Origin of the sequence: Aeribacillus sp. FSL K6-1305, assembly GCF_038050115.1 — a bacterium.
Classification (GTDB): domain Bacteria; phylum Bacillota; class Bacilli; order Bacillales; family Aeribacillaceae; genus Aeribacillus; species Aeribacillus composti.
In genome coordinates this window covers 1-17506 of sequence record NZ_JBBOQV010000003.1, presented here as the reverse complement: position 1 = coordinate 17506, position 17506 = coordinate 1, and the positions used below count along the sequence as shown (strand labels likewise).

Below are 17506 nucleotides of genomic sequence, written 5' to 3'. Positions count from 1 at the left end.
TCTTTCATATATCTCTCTTCTCGTAATCGTAAACGACTGCTTCTCTCATTGACACTATAGTTATATGCGGGGATTTTTTTCAGGCGATACGGGGGTACCGGTTCTGACGTCCTTTTGATGAAAAATCGGGATTATTGAATTAAGATGAGAAGCTAAAAACTTTACACACAAATATTCTCCATAAAACTCCTCCCTATCATCAAGATTGCGCAAAAACCCTTTTATCATCAGCTTTAACAATACGTCCTTTTTCACCAAAGGGGCTCCTCATGATCGACAAACGAATATAAAAATGGCAGCAATATCATATCCAAAACTGACAACAACAAAAATATCAACATAGTAAACTTGAATGGAAGCCCAAATACCTGTAATGCAAAAGATATGACCAATGGTACAAAAGTTGCTATACCCATTTTTTGTCTTGATTTCATTGTTGGATACATTTTTGTTCCACACTTAGGGCACTTTATTTCTTGGCTAAATTTGAACGAAGCACAAAATATGTTTCTCCAACTAAATGGATGGTTACATTTACAACATTTTGGCAATCCCATTGAAACTAGGCTCTTCACCACAAAATGTACTTGACAATCAGGTTGTTTTCTGATCAAGGGTACAAAAAATGCGAAATTTCCTGTATGGTAAAGGTGACCAAACCATCAACCATGGAGGAAATTTCGCATGCAATCTCAGTTTATCAAAGATTTGATCACTTTACCAGGCTTTCTTATTCATGGAGAACGAAAAGAGGGAGAACGATGGATTTTTGAACTTTCCCTCCCTCCTCATTGTCCGATCTGCCCGACTTGCTTCGGACGGACAACCAAAATATCATCGAAACGAAAACAATGGATTCATGGCTATACAAATACGGTCGGTTTATTTTGGATTGAACTTCCCATAGAAAGACGGCGTTGCCAAGCCTGTTTTCTGACGTTCACCGTTTCTTATCCGGGACTTCCGTCTCACAGTATCGCGACGGAATCGTTTCAACATTGGGTCGCCCAGTTATGCATCGGAAAAACGATTCAAGAAGTCGCTCGCTTGTTACAACTCGCCTATACGACAGTAGAACGCTGGTTTTATCAATATGCCCCGGCTCTTTTACCAACATCGAATCCTACAGTAGTATGTGTGGATGAATTCGCTTTCCGAAAGGGACATGATTACGGAGTAGCGGTGATGGATACACAGACTCGGAATGTCCTTTCCATTGCTTCTGGAAAAAATGAAGAAGCCATTGTGGAGGCGCTTCAACCCGTCGCCTCCAAAGTGAAGTATGTTGTCAGCGACTTGGCTCCTGCCATGAGAAAAGCCATTGAAAAGGTATGTCCAAAAGCCATCCATGTTCTTGACCACTTCCATGTGATTCAGTTATTCACCGATGCACTGGAACGTTGTCGCAAATACCTTGCCAAAGGCGGAACCAAACATGGAAGCGTTCGCCGCGTGTGCCGATTGTTAAGCCAACGTCCAGAAAAATTAACAGAAGAAGAGAGACAGGAAGTTCGACAATGGTGCCAAGAAAGTGCTTATTTACGTGATGTCTATCAAGCACTTCAACATTTCCGTTACGTATCCAAAAGCCAAACAAGAAAGCAAGCCGAAACTCGTTTGACCCAATGGTTTGACCGGTACCTTTTTAGCGACTGTGCCGCCGTACGTAGTATTGCCAAGGCACTCATCACCCGAAGAGACGCAGTGCTTTCTTGCATCGTTTTTTCTTACTCAAATGGTCCAATGGAAGGAATCAACAACAAAATAAAATTGATCAAAAGGCGAGGATATGGGTATCGAAATATCCAGCGTTTTACTTTGCGTGTCCGTCTAGAGACCTCTATCACATTTTAACGTAAAAATCAAGTACATCTTTTGGTGATGAACCTGAAACTACCCCTTTTTACTTTATTTGTAAGCGTCAAATCTTGCACACCTTCTTGGTGTGCTAATTTCATGAGATAATCTCCTCAAGATGAAATTGAAGGAGGTTTTTTTATGCCTAAGAATCCTGAATTACGAAAGGTTTGGGAACAACGAATCGCTGACTATCGTAAAAGCGGTCAAACTCAAGTAAACTGGTGCAAGGAAAATCAATGGAATATTCACCAGTTTAAATACTGGTTAAGAAAAATTGAAAATCCAATAAAAAATCAAGGAAAGTCTACAAAATGGGCATCCGTTACCCTAGAAGATCATTCACAAACAGTTGAAAATTCATTACGGATTGAAATTAGTGGGATTTCAATTGAAGTAAAACCTGGTTTCGATCCGGCCTTTCTTTCAGAAGTGGTTAGGACGTTGAAATCAACATGTTAGTTGGTACAAGAGCTGAACGAGTTTACTTGGCAAAAGGAAGTACTGATTTGAGAAAATCCATTGATGGATTAGCTGCTTTGGTGAAAGAGGGATTTGATTTAGATCCCTTTTCATCAAGCTATTTTGTGTTCTGTAATCGAAAGCGAGATAAATTAAAAATTCTTCACTGGGACTATAATGGTTTTTGGCTTTATTATCGTCGATTGGAAAAAGGAAAATTTCAATGGCCAAATGAAAATGACACTGGAACGATACAAATTAGTTATCGGCAATTACGCTGGTTATTGGATGGTCTTGCAATGGAGCAAAAGAAAGCACACCCAGAAGTAAAGGCTAGAACAGTTATATGAATTTTTTACTTTTAACAAAAACCTTGGAGGAAAATAGCTAAAACCGTCGAATTATTACTACATGATGAAAAATTTAAAGAATCCTAACCAAAACCCATTTGAATTAATTGAAAAACTTCAACAGCAAATCGTTGAATTGACGGCGAAATTACAATGGTATGAAGAACAGTATCGTCTTAGTCAAAAACGAAAATTTGGCTCTTCAAGCGAAAAAACAAATCCTAATCAATTAGAACTACCTTTATTCAATGAAGCAGAGGTAGAGTCTAATGTAAAAGCCGAAGAGCCAACTGTTGAAACAATTACATATCGTCGTAAAAAGAAACGTGGTCAACGTCAAGCTACGTTTGAAAACCTGCCTATGGAAACGATTGAATATCGTTTACCCGAAGAAGAGCAGGTCTGTTCGTGTTGCGGTGAAAAAACACACGAAATGAGCACAGAAGTACGACAAGAATTAGTGATTATTCCGGCTCAAGTCAAAGTTTTAAAACACGTTCGATATGTCTATGGATGCCGTCATTGTGAGCGTAATGAAATAGAGACACCAATCGTTACAGCACCTGCCCCAAAATCTGTGTATCCAAAAAGTTTAGCTTCACCGTCAAGCATGGCATATATTATGAATCAAAAATATGTAGAGGGGCTACCTCTATATCGCCAAGAACAACAGTTCAAACGATTAGGTGTGATCTTATCCAGGCAAACCATGGCCAATTGGATGCTTTATGGTGCCGAAAAATGGCTTGCGCCAATTTATCAACGAATGAAAGAGCATCTCCTCTCTAAAGACATTCTACATGCGGATGAAACAACTGTTCAGGTTTTACATGAACCTGGAAGGTCAAGCACATCGAAATCTTACATGTGGCTTTATCGGACTGGAAGAGAGGATCCACCACTTGTCCTTTATGACTATCAGGAAACTAGAGCAGGAGAACATGCCAAAGAATTCCTAAAAGGGTTTAAAGGATACCTGCATGTCGATGGATATGCAGGATATCATAAGGTATCCGGCGTAACATTAGTTGGATGTTGGGCTCATGCCCGCAGAAAGTTCGATGAGGCTTTAAACGTACTTCCTGAATCCAAACGTCATTCAGCAGTCACAGCTCGGGAAGGACTCAATTTCTGTAATCAGCTATTTGCCATCGAGCGTGATTTGAAAGAATGTACACCAGAAGAACGATATAAAAAACGACTTAAACACAGCCAACCATTGTTGGAGGCTTTTTCAGCATGGCTAAAAACAGAGAAAAGCAATGTTTTACCAAAGAGTCTATTAGGTCAAGCCATTACATACTGCCTCAACCAATGGGAAAAACTCGTGGCATTTTTAGAGGATGGACGTTTAGAAATCGATAATAATCGAAGTGAACGATCCATTAAACCATTTGTGATCGGAAGGAAGAACTGGATTTTTAGCAATACTCCGAAAGGAGCTAAGGCCAGCTCAATCATTTACAGTATTGTGGAGACAGCAAAAGAGAATAAATTAAATCCATTTTATTATCTTCGCTACTTATTTGAAAGGCTTCCCAATATGGATATAAGCAATATGGATGAGCTTGATCAACTACTTCCTTGGTCCAAAACAATTCCTTTGAATTGTCGGGTTTTTAATAACTTATCACAATAATAGTATTTAATCCCTATCATTAAAAGGTGGGGATTATTTTACGCTTACCTTTATTTTACCATATGATATATATTTCTCTATGATTGATAAACAACAATCTTTTAGAGAATAGCTTTTATTTTACACTGATGTAACCTGTTACAAATCCGCGGAGTGTATCATGTTTTCATGAGTGAAATGTTTGGATATTATGTGTGAAAATAAAGGCAGAAATTACACTTATTATCGGCATATAATAAATAATAAGTGTATGTATTAAGATGAAAAAGAGAATATTGCAAATAATTAAGAATGATCAATGCCGATCTTTAGGTGAAAAGAGTAATAATAGCATGAAAAAGATATTTTTTATGAGTCAAAAGGATTTGTTAAAAAGAAGGTTAAGCAAATATTATCGAAAGTTCGAACAAAATAATTAGGATCAAACGCGGACTTTGCTGTTAAGCTGAATTTAAAAATAATGGGATCGATATGTTTCGCGTTGCAATGAATAAGTTCGGAACATGAAAAATATGATAAAGTAGAGTAAATATTTATGGATAAAATCAATTAACCTCCTTCTTTTTGAACATTTTTAAGAAGGAGGTCTCAAAGCAATCGTACGATAGGCTTGTTCAAAACAGATCTTATTTAGAAAAAATTTTTTCATCCTGTTGTTGTTAAGGCTGTTTTCGTAAGATTTGCTGCTTTGCGACTATCTAGGACAATCAAAAAGAAATAGTAAAACAACAATCTTTTAGGCAGAACCTAAACGATTTTTAGAAAGCGATTTTAATTTGTGTCATTTTGAATTTGAACACCTTAAAATGTTTCAGAAATGGCACGATCCGTTTTCTCAGGAAGATCAAAATTATCCTCATGTTCTTTTTGAAAATGATGAGGTTCGATTAACAAGGAAACCAACACTCCTCCAACTAATGCCCAAAACGGTGAACTAATATTAAAAAAACTAATATCCGACATACCAATGATTAATGCGAAAAACGCTCCAACTTGAAATTTAGTTTCAGAAAAAGCACTTTGTAAAGAGTTCACCAGTACGCTAATCATTGCTAGACCAGCAATAGTACCAACGAGTACAGATGGTAGAGCCGTTACAAACGGTACGACGATGCCGGCAAGTAATCCAAATAAACTGAATAAAATACCGTTTACCACAACAGATGCATAACGTCCTTCCTTATTTTTCCCCGCTTCCTCTGAAGCACAAATGGCCGTCATCGGACCGGCAATATTTGCATTATGTCCTCCAAAGAAAGAAGTGACCATCCCACCAATTCCGCTTATTATTGTCATAACATTGACAGGCGGCTTGTATCCTTGAGCCATTAATACACCGGTTGCTTGAGCATTTTCTGCTCCGATAACTAAGAAAGCAAGCGGAATTGAAACAGATACTATTGCCTCAAGACTAAATGAAGGTATTAAAATTTGTGGAAGAATAAAACTACTTTGCTGATCTTGAATTTGAAATTCGTTCATGATTACTACTAAAATAACAGAAACAATGAAAGATGTTAAAATTGGCGGTATGACTTTAATAAATCGTACTGATAGCAAGTATACGAGAACTGCTACCCCTGCGATCAATGGGGCTTTTTCAATAGATGTAATCATTCCGGTTCCAAACCGGATCATGGCCCCAACAATCATCCCCATTACGATCGGAACGGGTATCCAGTTCATTATCTTTCCGATTGTACGAGTAATTCCTAGTAGTAAGACAATGACACCAGCCACAAAATAAGCACCCGCCATTTCATTTAAAGAAAACTGTGATAATGCACCTGCAACAAGTACTGCACCTGGAATAGAGTAAGCTCCTGCAATCGGCTGGCGATATTTTAAAGCCAAATAAATCCCCAACAATCCACCAAAGAAATAAACAGCAAAGAGCCACGAGATCGTCTGCGCATGTGTTAAACCACCGTCTGCTGCTCCACCAATAATAATTAAAGCTGGACCAGTACATCCAAAAATAGCGGCAAGTGTACCAGCGCTCACTGTGTTAATATTTAAATGTTTCGTAAATCCTTTTCGTTCGGTATTCATCGTATACCCCCTTTTATTATGAATTTTCTGAAAACAACTATTTTTTATATGCTCCCTCAACTATAGTTGGGGAGCACGAATAATTCGTATTTCAATATTATTTTCCTGTGAAATTCGGCTTTCTTTTTTGAACAAATGCTTCGACGCCTTCTTTGAAATCTTCTGTAGTGCGAAGCAATCCATAGGCTTTTCCTTCTATTTCAATTCCTGCACTAAGCGGTGTTTCATCGGCTGCATTGAGCACTTGTTTACATACTTTTAATGCAAGCGGAGAGAAGTTTACAAGCTCTTCAACGAGTGAATCGACAGCGCTTTCTAGTTCTTCCTTTGGAACAACCTTTGTAATAAGGCCCCATTGATACGCTTCCTCAGCAGGAATTCTTCTTGCACGCATAATCATGTCTTTTGCGCGAGTTAATCCTACTGCTTTAGCCACCCTTTGTGTTCCGCCGCTTCCCGGAATCATACCAAGATTCATCTCAGGCAGTGCTAATAATGTGTCGTCTGCTGCAATTCGAAAATCACATGCCATAGCAATTTCAAAACCGACTCCAAACGTATAGCCTTGAAGCTGAGCAATGACAGGCTTTGGAGAACGTTCTGGTGCTGCAACGTTTACAGCAAGATGTGATAATTCTTCTTGATGCACTTCCAAAAATTCAGGGATATTCCCTCCTGCACTAAATGCCTTATCTCCTTCACCTTTAATAATGATGACGCGAACATCATCGTCTTTATTTAACTCATCAAAAATTTCTGGAAATTGCGAGCGAGCTAGCATGCTAATATAATTCATTTTTTCTGGACGGTCGAAAACAATTGTTGCCTTCTTTTTTTCCGGATTTTTTTCTACTCGAATGTGATCATATTGTTTTACTGCTTCCATGTTTTGGTTCCCCTTTCTTTTTTGAAAAAATTAAACGATTTTTTCACTTTCATTTATATATAGTTCAAATTCTCCCGTTTTGAGTTTACGACGGAGAATTTTCCCAACAGGGCTTTTCGGTACTTCTTGAATAAATACATATTTTCTTGGACGTTTAAAGTTTGAAAGTTTTGTATTATTTTTACAATAATCGTCAAGTTCCTGTATGGTAAGTGACGGATCTTTTGGTACGACATAGGCAGAAACAACTTGGCCCCAGCGCTCATCTTCTTCACCAATTACAGCAACTTCATGCACTTTCGGATGCTTGGCTAAAACATCTTCTACTTCAAGAGGATGTATATTTTCTCCGCCGGAAATAATCATATCATCGACACGTCCGACGACATATAAATCTCCATCCTCATCTAATTTGCCAAGGTCTCCAGTAAAATACCATCCATCCCGAATGGCTTTTTTTGTAGCATCTGGTCTATTCCAGTAGCCTTTAAAGCTTTCTGGTGATTCAATATTGACAATGATTTCTCCCAGTTCTCCTTTTTCCACTACATCCTCTGGAGTTGCATTGCCATCAGGATCTGCCTTAACAATGCGGATACTCTGATGAAAGCCTGGCTTACCGGCACATCCTGGTTTTTCCTTCACATTATGGTTTATTGTAAATGTGTAAATTTCAGTGCTGCCAAAATGGTTCACAAACACTTCAGGCTTTAACATCTCAATACATTTTTCTGTTAAAGCTGTTGTCATAGAAGCGCCTGCATAACCAATTTTTTTCAACTTAGACAAATCGAAATGATGAAATTCAGCGTGATTTAACATATCGTGATATAACGTAGGTACTAAGTAAAGGCATGTAATTTCTTCACGTTCTATTAATTCCAACGCTTCCTTTGCATCAAAATCAGGCAGAATAACATATTTTCCATTTAAAAACATAATAGATAGAAGGGAGCGCATTCCCATTGTGTGATAAAGCGGCATTGTCCCTAATGTACTTTCCCCATCTTGATATTGGTTTTGAATAATATGGGCTAGCGCTGCACTATATTCATTTTTGTGCGTTCGAGGAACTCCTTTCGGTTTTCCTGTTGTTCCGGACGTATAAAGCATAAGAGCGATATCGTTATCATCTATCGTTGGCTTTTCCAAGCTGCCAGGACTTCTTTCAACAAGCTCATCATAGTAGATATCAGCTCCTTCTACTTCGCCGAACCCAATAAGTATCGGTTTTTGGTGCAGATTTGCTTTCAGCACGGATTCTTGGCTTACGCTCTCGTATACGACAGCAGCAGCCTCAGCATCATTTACACAATACTCAACTTCTTTCACCGAAAGCCGAAAATTAATTGGAGTGTAAATGGCTCCAATTTTTTGCAGCGCCCAATAAATCACCGTATTTTCAAGACGATTTTTTAAAAGAATCATAACGCGGTCATGCTGTTTAATGCCGATTTTTTGAAGTGAAGCAGCGACTTTCTCCACTTCGTTATGATATTGCCTGTACGTATACCTTCTGTCTCCTTCTACAACAGCAAGTCGATTTGGATGACGCTCAACAGCAAATTCAAAAAGAGTTAAAAGGTTCATATCATCATCACCTTTCCACCCGAGCATGATTACTATTTTCTTCAACTGTTTTTTGAATTGCTTCTATAATTCCAACATAACCCGTGCATCGGCATAAATGTCCTGATAGCATTTCTTTTATTTCTTGAACGGAAGGATTCGGGTTTTTTTGTAAATAGTCAGTTGCTGACATTAAGATTCCAGGTGTACAGAACCCGCACTGAAGGCCGTGACATTCAATGAAATTTTTTTGTAATGGAGTTAATTGACCGTCTTCTCCCAAACCTTCTACTGTTGTGATCTCCTGCCCATCCACTTGAACCGCAAATATGAGGCAGCTTCGAACAGCTGAACCATTTAAATGGATCGTGCAAGCACCGCACACACCATGTTCACAGCCGACATGCGTGCCAGTGAGACCGCACGTTTCTCGTAAAAAATCACTTAACAGCAATCTCGACTCAACTTGTTCTTTATACTTTTTCCCGTTGATCGTCACTTCAATTTCATGAACGCTCATTGGCTTCACCCCTCGCTCGTTCGTAGGCTGATTTCACCGTACGCACTGCCAATTTTTTCGAAAGATGTCTTCTATATTCAGCAGTTGCGTGTATATCTGACTCTGGATCTACCATTTCATCCACTATATCCTCGACTTTTTGGAGAAGGGAGTCAGATAAAACCTCTCCTTTCATCCATTCGTTTGCCCCTTCTATTAACAATGGCGTTGCTTCAACACCGCCTAATACAAGTCTTACATTTGTAATGCGATCTAAATGATCAATCGTTAATTGACAAGCAGAGGCAACGAGTGCAAAATCACCGTGACGACGAGAAATTTCATAAAATGAATATCCATTTCTTTCTTGTTCTATAGGAATGTGAATTTCCGTCAGCATTTCATTTGGCATTATGTCCGTTGTTAAATAAGTAATAAAGAAATCCTCGACGTTTACTTCTCGCACCTCTTCTTTAGAAGCAATATGAAGGGTCCCTCCTAGCGCCATCAATGAAAGAGGAATTTCAGCTGTTGGGTCAGCATGAACAAGACTTCCTCCAAATGTTCCCCGATTTCTCGTTTGAACGTGCCCAATAAAGGGAACCGCTTCACTTAGAAGCCCTAAATGCTTCTGAACTACATCTGATCTTTCAACTTCCGCCTGCCTCGTTAACGCACCAATTTTAACTTTGTCACTATCAAACTCAATAAATTGCAAATCATGAATCTGATTAATGTCAATTAAACATTCTGGCGATGATAGTCTCATGTTCATTATTGGTACAAGACTTTGACCACCGGCAATGATTTTCCCGTCAAATCCTGCTTCTTCTAAAAGTGTTAAAGCTTCATCAACTGTTTTCGGGGAATAATAATCAAATTTTACGGGTTTCATATACTCCCCTCCTCGTTTAGTATTTTTAGAATCCTCTTTAGAGAGAGGCATTTTCCACTTAGACTCTTTAACTTTTTCAGATAGTGTTGCTAACTGGCACTATCTGAAAAAGTTCCATTTTAGGGGTAGACTTTTCGTGATGCCCCTAGATAGTGGTATTAAGGATCATTGGGAGAAATCCATCAGCTATGACTACTTATAAAGTCTGTTTCTCCAGCTCTTGTTCGAACTTCTAACCCGCAATCTTGTTCCCTCTTGCCACCAATGCTGAATGTGACAGCTTCCAGACAGCATGGATTAGAGCAAGTTCTCGTGATTGCTCAACAAGTGGACTGGGGACATCCCGAATAGTCCTTTCCACAGATCCTTACATGAAAGGGGGTTATTTTCAGGAAAAGGGCAAAAATCGCTTTAATGATGCTAAATGTAGCAAACTCCATTCAAAAGGCAGCCAGATTTACTTATCGGTGCAGAAGACTCAATCGACCTTTTCATTGCGTCCACTCACAGTATGATCTAGCAGCTCAAAGAATTGGATAAAGCCATTCAAAAGGTTTGGAATTTCCAATTCCTTTGATTTTTGTGCTTGACTAGTATTTTCTCTATTTAAATAGATTGTTCGCTTTTCGCTAGTTCTTTATTAAACTTTTTAAAGAAGTCCTGAATGATTAATTTAGCTACACCATTTAGCATTCTTTGCCCAACCATTGCCACTTTTCCGCCAACTTCCGCTTCATACGTATAGTTCAATTCAGTCTTGTTATCGTCAATTGGAACAAGATCAACAACTCCTGCTGCTTCAACACTTCCTGGTCCGCCTTCCCCTTTTACAATGAGCTTATAATGGTTCGGTTTTTGAACATCAGCAATTTCAATGGTTGATTCATATTTTCCTTTCACAGCAGCAATTCCAATAGATACTTCCGCTTCATATTTGTTTTCATTGACAGGCTCTAATTTTTTACAGCCCATAATGCAATTTTTTAATGCCTCTGGGTCCAGCAGCACTTCCCATGCTTTTTCAATTCCTGCATTTAATGTTACGCTCCCTTTTCCGTTCATGATGAAACCTCCTGTTTTTTAGACTGATTCAAAATGTTCCATACTTTATTTGGTGTTACTGGTAATGAATCAATCGTCACACCATATGGCTTCAACGCATCATTTACTGCATTTGCAATGACAACAGGTGCACTCATTGTATTTCCTTCTCCAAGACCTTTAGCGCCTAATGGTGTAAGTGGTGACGGCGTCTCGATATGTTTGATCGTTACATTTGGTACTTCAGGCGCTGTTGGACATAAATAATCCATAAACGATCCAGTTAAAAACTGACCTTTTTCATCGTAGACGAGTTCTTCATACATGGCGCCGCCAAGCCCATGGACTAGGCCTCCCAATATTTGTCCATCGACAATAAGCGGATTTAACAGTTTTCCTGCATCGTGAACCGTGAAATAATCAAGAATGTGAATGTCACCCGTCTCTGGATCAATTTCAACTGTCACTAAATCTGCAACAAATCCATACGTAACCGATGAATTAATTAAATCCTGATCATCCGGCGGTTCAGCCTGGGCAGTATAATAGGCTGTTTCATAAATTCCAGGCTCCATCCCTTCTGGCAAAGAAAGCGGATTCCAATGGGCTGATCCAACAACCCTTTTTATAGAAATAGATTTAGATGGATCGGTTTTGGAAACGATCTTACCGTTTTCGATCGTTAAATCTTCTTCCTTCGCTTTTAAAAAATGTGCGGCAATTTTGATAAGCTTATTTTTTACCTTATGTGCTGCGTAGTACACTGCACTTGATCCGAGTGACGCAAACCGGCTGGAATAGCTTCCAGAAGCAATGGACCATGCACTTGTTGCTGTATCAAGTTCAGCTACAACATTAATTTTTTCATGCGGAATTCCGAGAATTTCCGATACGATTTGGCTAGCGACCGTTTCATGCCCTTGTCCGGACGGTGTTGTACTAATGCGCACATTCACATTTCCCATAGGATCCATCGAAATCGTCGCCGCTTCTGAACAACCAGATTTCGGCAATCCTGCTTTTCTTTCCTCTGGAGTTAAGGCGATCGTAATGTATCCCATATTCGAACCGGATGGTTCAACGATAACAGCGAGGCCAACACCAAGAAGCTTTCCCATCTTGCGTGCTTCAGCTTGTTTTTTTCTGAATTCATCATATTTACCGATTTTTAATAGCAGGTCAAATGCTTTTTCATAGTCGCCGCTGTCATACACTCCACCAGATGCCGTTCTGTATGGAAATTGTTCTTTTTTAATTAAATTCCGTCTGATCACTTCAGCTGGCTCTAATTTTAATTCATCTGAAATGATTTGCATGATCCGTTCAAGAGGGAAATACGTTTCTTGTCCCCCATATCCGCGTATAAGCCCTGTCGGCAATTTATTCGTCATAACGGCATACGCATCAATCATTAAGTTGGGAATATCATAGGCACCGGTTGTGTTAGCATGATTCCGGTACAGACATGCCGGCTCTGGTGCCCGAATATATGCACCAACGTTGTCAATCATTTTCATTTTTAATCCGAGTATTTTTCCGTCATTTTTTACTGCTGCTTCAATATATGTGACTCGATCCGTACAGCTTGAACTAGCTGCTAAATGCTCCTGCCTGTCCTCGATCCATTTCACTGGACAGCCTACGAGACGGCTTACAACGGAACAAAGAACGATATACGGGAATATTCCTGCCTTAATTCCATAACTGCCGCCAATATCTTTTGGTATAATAATCCGCAACCGATTGCTTGGAATTTTTAATGCACCTGCCATAATCGAATGAAGCACAAACGGTCCGTGAAAGTTTGCGTGAACCGTATAACTATCAGAGCTATCCTCGTATTGTGCAATAATGCCGTATGTTTCAACTGGCGTCGCAGAATATTTCGGAAATTGAAAACGATGCTTGATGATTTTGTCAGCTTTCTCAAAAGCCTTCTCTACATCTCCATAGTGAAATGTTCGATGATTAGCAATATTTGAACCAACATTTTCATGTAAAATAGGTGCTCCATCTTCTATTGCACGTTCAATATCTACAATTGGTTCAAGATTTTCATATTTCACCTTAATTTTTTCTAACGCATCCTCCGCAATATAACGGTTTTTTGCCACGACAACTGCTACTGGCTCACCTACAAAACGAACTTTATCAATGGCAATTGGATAATAGTGTACTGGAGCACTGACGCCAACACTAAAAGGATTTAATAGAGGATGTACATCCTTACCTGTTACAACACCCTTTACTCCAGGAATTTCTAAGGCTTCCGAATAATCGATAGACACAATTTTGGCATGCGGATAAGGGCTCCTTAAAATGGCCACATGACCAGTATTCGGCGGGGTACCGATGTCATCAATATATTTTCCCTGACCAGTCAATAATCTAGCATCTTCAACACGCGTCACTCTTTTCCCAATCACTTTACTCATTTAACTTACCTCCTTCCGAAGAAATCTCTCATAATTTTGTGGTGACTCACTAACTTGAGGATATTGCGATCGCAGCAAAACAAATATCATTACGAATTTTTGCCCTTTATCTCATCCTTTTAAAGAAGTAAGAAAACTTAAAAAGAACTGGATGACCTTTTTAATTCGATATTTTGCTTGAACAATAAACAGGTTCCTATTTCTTTCATAGCATTGAATCACAGCACAATAACGCAACTACGGTGTCAGTCTTGTCAGATGCATTTTTTAATCTTATTTTTAGCAACGTAATCAGCCTTGATTGGTAATATCACCCAAAACCAATCGGTTTACTTATTTCATAGAAACTTCAGGTCCGAGTTAAGACAGCAACAATACCGCTTAACTGAGATTTTTTACTTACATCCACGGTATTTTGGTTAATACCTTTCCAATAGATGGTATTAATAGATTGTGTTTGACCATCCGCTTTGAGAAAGCTGCAGCTGATAACACACAACAAAATATGTTTTTTCACCTTTATGACTGATGTATCTTTTTTAGGAATAAGCCATTGCCGCCAGCTCTGATAATTTCTTTCCTGTTCCGCCTCTGTACACCGTCATAATTTCAGCCAAAATACTAAAGGCAATTTCTTCCGGTGTTTTCGCTCCAATATCAAGACCGATAGGACTATGAATTTGCTGAATAGAAGGATGAGCCTTTAGAGTTTGGCTGCTTTCAATTAATTGGGCAGTTCTTTTTTTCGGACCTAAAAGGCCAATGTAAGCCGCATTTGAATGAATGATGGATTCTAATATTTCTTGATCGTGCAAAAAATTGTGTGTCATTATAATGACATATGTGTTTTCATTAAACGAAACGTCAGGAACAGACCCTTTAGGATAAACTTGGATAAAATCAGCATCAGGAAAATTATTTTCATTGCAATGAGTAGGACGATGGTCAAGAACAGTCACAATCCATTTCAAGCTTTTCGCCATTTTGACAAGCGGAATGGCATCAGGACCTGCGCCAAAAATCTTTAAGTGTGGTGGTGGACTTAATGATTCATAATATACGTACAATTCTTTTTCACCACCTAAATAAACCATTTCATTTTTTAAATTGTTTTTCCGATCTTGATAATCATGAGCAATTTCAGAAACGGTAATAAGTGAGTCGTCATTACTTTGCAAAGGGTCTAGGATCCACATTTTTCCTTGAAGATTTTCATCTTTCGCATTCACGATCGTGACAGCGTGTAATTGTTTTTGGAGGGATTGTGAAAAATATTGATCAATCACTTCTGTCCTTTCAGGCTGCTTTTTTGGCAGATATGGTTGTAAAAAAATGTTCATTTTTCCATTACAGCCGACACCAAGTCCCCAAACAATATCCTCTTCTCCGTAAAAATCATAGTGGAGAACTGCCGGTTTTCCCGTTTCGAGCACTTTTACAGCATGTTCCACAATATCTGCTTCGACGCAGCCTCCGCTTAAAAGACCTGTTAGCTTTCGATCTTCTGATACGAAGCATTTTGCCCCTGTCTTTTGGTAGGTAGATCCTTTTGTAGAAATAATGGTTCCAATAACACCTGATAACCCTTCCTTTTTGCAGCGTTCCAATTCCTTTTTAATCGTAATCACGACTTCACCTCCTATTCTTCAAAATGAAACTGATCCCGATACTCTCTTGGCGTCTTCCCAACCATTTTTTTAAAAGCGGTTGCAAAATAGCTTGCATTTGAAAAACCGGTATTGTTAGCGATAATTTCAATCGGAAGACTCGAAACTCTAAGCAGCGTTTTAGCTTTTTGAACTCTAACAAACGATAAATATTCCACAAATGTCATACCAACTTCTTCTTTAAACAATCGGCTGAAATAAGATGGACTTAAATACACTTGATTTGCTACTTCTTTTAGAGTAAGAGCATAACCATAATTCATTTGAATAAACTGAATGGCACTTTCGATCGGATTTTTTAAGTCAGAGGAAAAATGACTTTTACCATTGATGGTTTGATTAATTTCTTTATTTAATCCTTGGGGCAAAATCCGCTCAAATGTATCAAGCAGTTCATTTTTGGAAAGCGGTTTCAACAAATAAGCTGAAAAACCTGAGTTGATCGCTTCCTGAACAAACTCGAACATTTTTAACTGAGTCACAACAATCACGGGCAAATCTGGATACAATTGCAACGCTGATCTCCCTAATTTGATACCGTCTATATCTGGCAAGGAGATATCCACAATGAGTATAGTCGGTCGATTTTGCTTTAAAAGGATCATACCTCGTTGAGATGTACTTGCTTCATAAATGGAAAGAAAGCTGAATTTACTATCTTCAATAATTGACTTTACATCCTTCCGAGCAGATTTATCATTATCAACAATTAATACATCAGCCAATTGCTTCCCTCCTTGTTTTTATATATTAGATAAAAATGTATTTTAATGGTTTAAAAATTTTGCGATTTCAATTTTAATTTTTTCTCTTTCGAATTTTCTAAAAAACATAAAAAAAACAATCAGCATTTCATCACCAAACGCCGATTGTTTATCCTCCTATATATGACATCTCAATTTTATTTTTGTTCAACATACCTTTGTTTTCTGTACGTTCAACAGAATATTGATCTTTACGATTTTGCCAAACACGTTCAATAGCCATTTTGATTTCTTCTGAACTTTTTCCTGAACGAATGAAATCCCGTAAATCAAATCCTTCATGGGCATATAAACAAGTGTACAGCTTTCCGTCTGATGAAATACGCGCCCTCGTACAGTTTGAACAAAATGGTTCTGATACTGATGTAATAAATCCGATTTCTGAACCTGTGTCTTGATGACGATATCTCTTGGCTACCTCTCCAAAGTAGTTTTCATCAATTGGTTCAATGGAATAAACAGAACTAATCATCTTTACAATATCTTTTTTTATCAAGACATCTTTCATATTCCAGCCGTTTGTACTGCCTACATCCATAAATTCAATAAATCTTAATGGAATCCCCTTGTTTTTAAAATATTCCGTCATCGGCAAAATTTGGTGATCATTTACTCCTTTTTGTACAACCATATTTACTTTAACCGAAAATCCGACTGATACAGCATAATCAATATTTGCCAAGACCGTCTTTGCTGATACATCTCGGCCATTTAAACGTCGAAACGTATCGTCATCAATCGCATCAAGGCTGATGTTCAATCGGCGAAGACCTGCTTCATACAATTTTGAGCCATACTTTTTTAAATACACGCCGTTTGTTGTCAAACCAATATCATGAATTCCTTCAATTTTTGAAAGCATGGCAATTAGTTTATATACATCCTTTCGAAGAAGCGGTTCGCCTCCCGTCAGCTTAATTTTCTTCACGCCAAGCTCAACAAAAATTTTCGTGAGCCGGGCAATTTCTTCAAACGTCAACAAGTGATCCTTCGGAAGGAATTGATAATCGTCTCCGAATATCTCTTTCGGCATACAATACGTGCACCGGAAATTACATCGGTCGGTTACAGAAATACGCAAATCGCGCAAAGGGCGGTGCCTCTGATCCAAGACTTGGTTCTTTTTCATTTTTTATCACATTCCTTTATAAGGATTTTCAAAAATGATCGATATTATAAATGTTATCCTATCAAATTATTAAAACGGTTTCAAAAATATTGCATGAATGGCAAAAGGACACTCCTTTTTCTTTCCTATCATTTTGTATAACAAAGAGGACTCCTTACAGATTATTTAGATAAAACGGAAAAATAACTACTGTTACACTTTGTCGTCAATCAGGAACAAAAACCTCTCGGAAACCCGGTTGGTCGTTTCGCATAATTTATA

The 17506-nt window shown here is 38.4% G+C and carries 15 protein-coding genes; 4 read left to right on the top strand and 11 right to left on the bottom strand.

The genetic code is table 11. The features are described from left to right. Positions 1-251 precede the first annotated feature (251 nt). Positions 252-557, bottom strand: coding sequence for a TIGR04104 family putative zinc finger protein (locus tag NST97_RS19400; RefSeq protein WP_445684621.1), 306 nt, complete (start codon positions 555-557; stop codon positions 252-254). Between the two features lie 127 nt (positions 558-684). Between NST97_RS19400 and NST97_RS18455 the strand changes: the two genes are divergently transcribed. The 4 genes from NST97_RS18455 (at position 685) to tnpC (ending at position 4308) form a co-directional block, all read left to right on the top strand. Further along, on the top strand, positions 685-1854 hold the full coding sequence (locus NST97_RS18455; protein WP_021292746.1) for an ISL3 family transposase: 1170 nt from the start codon (positions 685-687) through the stop codon (positions 1852-1854). A 144-nt stretch (positions 1855-1998) separates the two neighbouring features. After that, the gene (gene tnpA, locus NST97_RS18450; RefSeq protein ID WP_311066156.1) at positions 1999-2319 is read left to right on the top strand and encodes an IS66 family insertion sequence element accessory protein TnpA; all 321 of its coding nucleotides are present in this window, start codon (positions 1999-2001) and stop codon (positions 2317-2319) included. Beyond that, complete coding sequence (tnpB, locus tag NST97_RS18445) at positions 2313-2669, top strand: IS66 family insertion sequence element accessory protein TnpB (RefSeq protein WP_003352857.1); 357 nt, start codon at positions 2313-2315, stop codon at positions 2667-2669. Before tnpA ends, tnpB begins: the two co-directional genes overlap by 7 nt. A 61-nt stretch (positions 2670-2730) precedes the next feature. After that, a complete protein-coding gene (tnpC, locus tag NST97_RS18440) occupies positions 2731-4308 on the top strand; it encodes an IS66 family transposase (protein WP_094245431.1) in 1578 nt (525 codons plus the stop codon). Positions 4309-5109: 801 nt separating this feature from the next. On the opposite strand, the gene NST97_RS18435 is transcribed toward tnpC, so the two are convergent. The 10 genes from NST97_RS18435 to moaA form a co-directional block, all read right to left on the bottom strand. After that, entirely contained in the window at positions 5110-6360 is a 1251-nt protein-coding gene (locus NST97_RS18435; RefSeq protein ID WP_341343581.1) for a benzoate/H(+) symporter BenE family transporter, read from the bottom strand. Positions 6361-6457: 97 nt separating this feature from the next. After that, positions 6458-7246 carry an enoyl-CoA hydratase/isomerase family protein gene (locus NST97_RS18430; protein WP_341343580.1) on the bottom strand — a complete coding sequence of 263 codons (789 nt, stop codon included), beginning with the start codon at positions 7244-7246 and terminating at the stop codon, positions 6458-6460. Between the two features lie 30 nt (positions 7247-7276). Further along, positions 7277-8836 (bottom strand): class I adenylate-forming enzyme family protein, encoded by a 1560-nt coding sequence (locus tag NST97_RS18425; RefSeq protein ID WP_311067057.1) that lies wholly within the window; start codon positions 8834-8836, stop codon positions 7277-7279. A gap of 7 nt (positions 8837-8843) precedes the next feature. Further along, positions 8844-9335 carry a (2Fe-2S)-binding protein gene (locus tag NST97_RS18420; RefSeq protein ID WP_063387539.1) on the bottom strand — a complete coding sequence of 164 codons (492 nt, stop codon included), beginning with the start codon at positions 9333-9335 and terminating at the stop codon, positions 8844-8846. Next, positions 9322-10209 (bottom strand): FAD binding domain-containing protein, encoded by an 888-nt coding sequence (locus tag NST97_RS18415; protein WP_341343579.1) that lies wholly within the window; start codon positions 10207-10209, stop codon positions 9322-9324. Before NST97_RS18415 ends, NST97_RS18420 begins: the two co-directional genes overlap by 14 nt. Positions 10210-10815: 606 nt before the next feature. Then, positions 10816-11271, bottom strand: a complete 456-nt coding sequence (locus NST97_RS18410) for an SRPBCC family protein (protein WP_144596576.1) — start codon at positions 11269-11271, stop codon at positions 10816-10818. Then, positions 11268-13685, bottom strand: coding sequence for a xanthine dehydrogenase family protein molybdopterin-binding subunit (locus NST97_RS18405; protein ID WP_341343578.1), 2418 nt, complete (start codon positions 13683-13685; stop codon positions 11268-11270). The genes NST97_RS18410 and NST97_RS18405 overlap by 4 nt, the downstream gene beginning before the upstream one ends. A 539-nt stretch (positions 13686-14224) precedes the next feature. Beyond that, a complete protein-coding gene (locus NST97_RS18400) occupies positions 14225-15313 on the bottom strand; it encodes an XdhC family protein (protein WP_144596580.1) in 1089 nt (362 codons plus the stop codon). Between the two features lie 11 nt (positions 15314-15324). Beyond that, a complete protein-coding gene (locus tag NST97_RS18395; RefSeq protein WP_341343577.1) occupies positions 15325-16077 on the bottom strand; it encodes a response regulator transcription factor in 753 nt (250 codons plus the stop codon). A 148-nt stretch (positions 16078-16225) separates the two neighbouring features. Beyond that, positions 16226-17245, bottom strand: a complete 1020-nt coding sequence (gene moaA, locus NST97_RS18390) for a GTP 3',8-cyclase MoaA (RefSeq protein ID WP_341343576.1) — start codon at positions 17243-17245, stop codon at positions 16226-16228. Between the last annotated feature and the right edge of the window lie 261 nt (positions 17246-17506).

Bases quoted from the DNA above. Each gene is read 5' to 3' on its own strand.
- NST97_RS18410 (WP_144596576.1), bottom strand. From the start codon at position 11,271: ATGAACGGAAAAGGGAGCGTAACATTAAATGCAGGAATTGAAAAAGCA.
- NST97_RS18455 (WP_021292746.1), top strand. From the start codon at position 685: ATGCAATCTCAGTTTATCAAAGATTTGATCACTTTACCAGGCTTTCTT.
- tnpC (WP_094245431.1), top strand. From the start codon at position 2,731: ATGATGAAAAATTTAAAGAATCCTAACCAAAACCCATTTGAATTAATT.
- NST97_RS18425 (WP_311067057.1), bottom strand. From the start codon at position 8,836: ATGAACCTTTTAACTCTTTTTGAATTTGCTGTTGAGCGTCATCCAAAT.
- NST97_RS19400 (WP_445684621.1), bottom strand. From the start codon at position 557: ATGGGATTGCCAAAATGTTGTAAATGTAACCATCCATTTAGTTGGAGA.
- NST97_RS18430 (WP_341343580.1), bottom strand. From the start codon at position 7,246: ATGGAAGCAGTAAAACAATATGATCACATTCGAGTAGAAAAAAATCCG.
- NST97_RS18420 (WP_063387539.1), bottom strand. From the start codon at position 9,335: ATGAGCGTTCATGAAATTGAAGTGACGATCAACGGGAAAAAGTATAAA.
- NST97_RS18405 (WP_341343578.1), bottom strand. From the start codon at position 13,685: ATGAGTAAAGTGATTGGGAAAAGAGTGACGCGTGTTGAAGATGCTAGA.
- moaA (WP_341343576.1), bottom strand. From the start codon at position 17,245: ATGAAAAAGAACCAAGTCTTGGATCAGAGGCACCGCCCTTTGCGCGAT.
- tnpB (WP_003352857.1), top strand. From the start codon at position 2,313: ATGTTAGTTGGTACAAGAGCTGAACGAGTTTACTTGGCAAAAGGAAGT.
- tnpA (WP_311066156.1), top strand. From the start codon at position 1,999: ATGCCTAAGAATCCTGAATTACGAAAGGTTTGGGAACAACGAATCGCT.
- NST97_RS18435 (WP_341343581.1), bottom strand. From the start codon at position 6,360: ATGAATACCGAACGAAAAGGATTTACGAAACATTTAAATATTAACACA.
- NST97_RS18415 (WP_341343579.1), bottom strand. From the start codon at position 10,209: ATGAAACCCGTAAAATTTGATTATTATTCCCCGAAAACAGTTGATGAA.